This window comes from Subtercola boreus (assembly GCF_003399625.1).
Lineage (GTDB): Bacteria > Actinomycetota > Actinomycetes > Actinomycetales > Microbacteriaceae > Subtercola > Subtercola boreus_C.
On the sequence record NZ_NBXA01000062.1, the window covers coordinates 1 to 2,457 of the forward strand.

A 2,457-nucleotide genomic window follows, 5' to 3' on the forward strand; every position below is an offset into this window, starting at 1 on the left:
GTCCCTAGCGGCGGTAAACCGCCTTCCTTACAGTTTTTCTTGTGGATTCGGGGCCTTCGTAAGCTTTGAAACGCGCCAGGGGTCCCGGGTATGGCTGACTGCCTCCCGCCGCGTGACGGCATGCCGTGATTAGCCGCCCGGGATCCTGCAACGGCATGACCGCTCATTGAGAAACGCGACCACGTCGCCCTGTAAGGAACTGCCGGCACGGCCGTTGACGGCGCACCCACACCCACGAAAGGAACAACCGCGTGCCCCAGCTCTGGGCCGGTATCGACGCCGGCAAAACCGAACACCACTGCATTGTCCTGAACGCCGATGGAGCCAAGCTCCTCTCGAGAAGGTTCGCGAACCGGGAAGGCGAGATCCTCGCCCTGATGGGTGACGTTGCAAGTCTTCCCGGAGGAACTGACGTGGCCTGGGCCACGGACCTAAACCACGGTGGGACAGGGCTTCTTCAGTCGTTGCTTGGCAGCCATAAGCAACCCCTGCACTACATTCCGGGGCGGGCCATCCACCACGCTTCCCTCACCTACGCCGGCGAAGCCAAAACTGATGCGAGAGATGCCGTCGTCATCGCCGACCAAGCACGCATCCGGCACGATGTGAACCTCATGCGTGAACCCGACGAAGTTACCGTCGAGCTCCGCCTACTTTCCGCCCGACGCGAAGACCTCGTCCACGACCGTACCCGCGCCGTGAACCGCCTCCGTGCTCTGATGGCCCATTACTTCCCGTCGCTTGAGGCAGCATTCAATTACGCAACCACAAGAGGACCTCTGGTCCTGCTGACTAAGTACCAGACGCCCGCGGCGATCCGCCGGATAGGAGAGCGCCGCCTGGCGACCTGGCTGAAAGGCCAAGAGTGCCGGAAATCTGCAGTCATCGCCGCTGCTGCCGTTCAGGCGGCTCACGAACAGACCGCGGTCGTGGTCGGGGAGGCTGCTGCTGCCCGGCTCGTTAGCCGCTTCGCCCGGGACCTTCTCCGCATCCGTGACGAGCTCGCGGAGCTAGAAGCCGAAATCGATACAGCACTCAAGGGCAACTCCTCGGCTGTGCCGCTGATGACAGTTCCCGGGTTTGGGATGCGGCTCGCTGCAGACTTTCTTGCCGCGACCGGTACTGATCTGATGGCTTTCGAAACTCCGGACCGGCTCGCTAGTTTCGCGGGCCTTGCACCGGTTCCCCGCGATTCCGGGAAGATCTCCGGCAACCGCCACCGGCCAAGGCGGTACGACCGCCGTCTTCTGAACGCCTGCTTCCAAGCAGCGTTCATTGCCTCCAGAACCTGTCCCGCGTCCCGGACGTTCTACGAACGGAAACGACGGGAAGGGAAATCGCACAAGCAGGCCCTCATCGCCCTGGCCCGCCGCCGGATCAACGTCATCTGGGCCATCCTCAGAGATCAAACCATGTATAACCCGCCGAAAGACGGCACCGAGCTGACGGCGCTGACTCGTTCTTCCGCTGTGCCGGTATCACCTTTACGGAGAAAGGATGCGCTGGAAGAGGCGGTGATCTTGCCAGCGGCCCGCGATTCAGAGGTAGTCAGGAGCCAGTCCGAACTCGGTGAAACCGCAGCGTTTCAGAACTGACTGGGACGCGACGTTATGGACCAACGTGCCCGCCTGGATCCGGTGTAGGCCCAATTCATCTCGGGCTAGGTCAGCGGCGGCGCCGACGGCAGCTGTCATGAGCCCTCGGCCTGCGTAGCGGGCGTCGACCCAGTACCCGAGGTTTGCACTCTCAAACGCGCCCCGCACGATGCCGACAAGATTGACTCTTCCCACTATCCGTGACCGGTCGGAGAGTACGAGTGGGAAAGCCCTCCCGGTGTCCTGATCGGCCAACAACTTCCCTACTTCGTTTGACTGGCCGGCCTCAGTGAAAAATGTTTCGGAACGGGAAGGATCCCACGGGGCCAGGTGATCTCGATTATCGCGATACGAGTCGGCAAGCGCGGCAGCATCGTCCGCGGTCAAGGTCCGGAGGACCACACCGTTGCTCAGCTGCATGTGAAAGGCCACGCGAAGACACTAGCCCGTTAGCTGTTTGATCGACACGGGCGAAGAACGGTTCCGCTGCTATCTGACTGCTGACTCGTTCGTTCGAACCTGGCCTAGCGGTCGCCTGCCTTTGGCCGGCGCGGTGTTGGTGCGCTTTGCGCTTTTGCCTGGAAGCCTTCGGCAGCATACGGGCCTCCGTCGTCCATGCAAGCGGCCAGGGCCGCTGACTCCTCCGAGATTCTTCGCACACGGTCGCTTCGCTCCCTTTTTTCGTGCCAACAATCTCTCCTCCGTCACCCTGCGGGTTGCGCTCCCGCCTCCGACCCTGCGCGGTACTTCGTACCTTCCAGGCAAAAAACGTGTGGGAGGAAGTGACAGTCGGGGCCGAGACAAACCTCCATTTCGGCTTGACAAACCTGATTGAGAATCACGGCAAAACAACGAAAGGGAA

General features: G+C 61.7%; 1 protein-coding gene and 1 pseudogene. One reads left to right on the plus strand and one right to left on the minus strand.

What is annotated here, in order from left to right:
* Positions 1-251 precede the first annotated feature (251 nt).
* Positions 252-1,424: pseudogene (locus B7R21_RS19160) on the plus strand (IS110 family transposase); the annotation flags it as partial.
* A 114-nt stretch (positions 1,425-1,538) separates the two neighbouring features.
* On the opposite strand, the gene B7R21_RS19165 reads toward B7R21_RS19160, so the two are convergent.
* Entirely contained in the window at positions 1,539-2,015 is a 477-nt protein-coding gene (locus B7R21_RS19165) for a GNAT family N-acetyltransferase (protein WP_116284852.1), read from the minus strand.
* Positions 2,016-2,457: the final 442 nt, after the last annotated feature.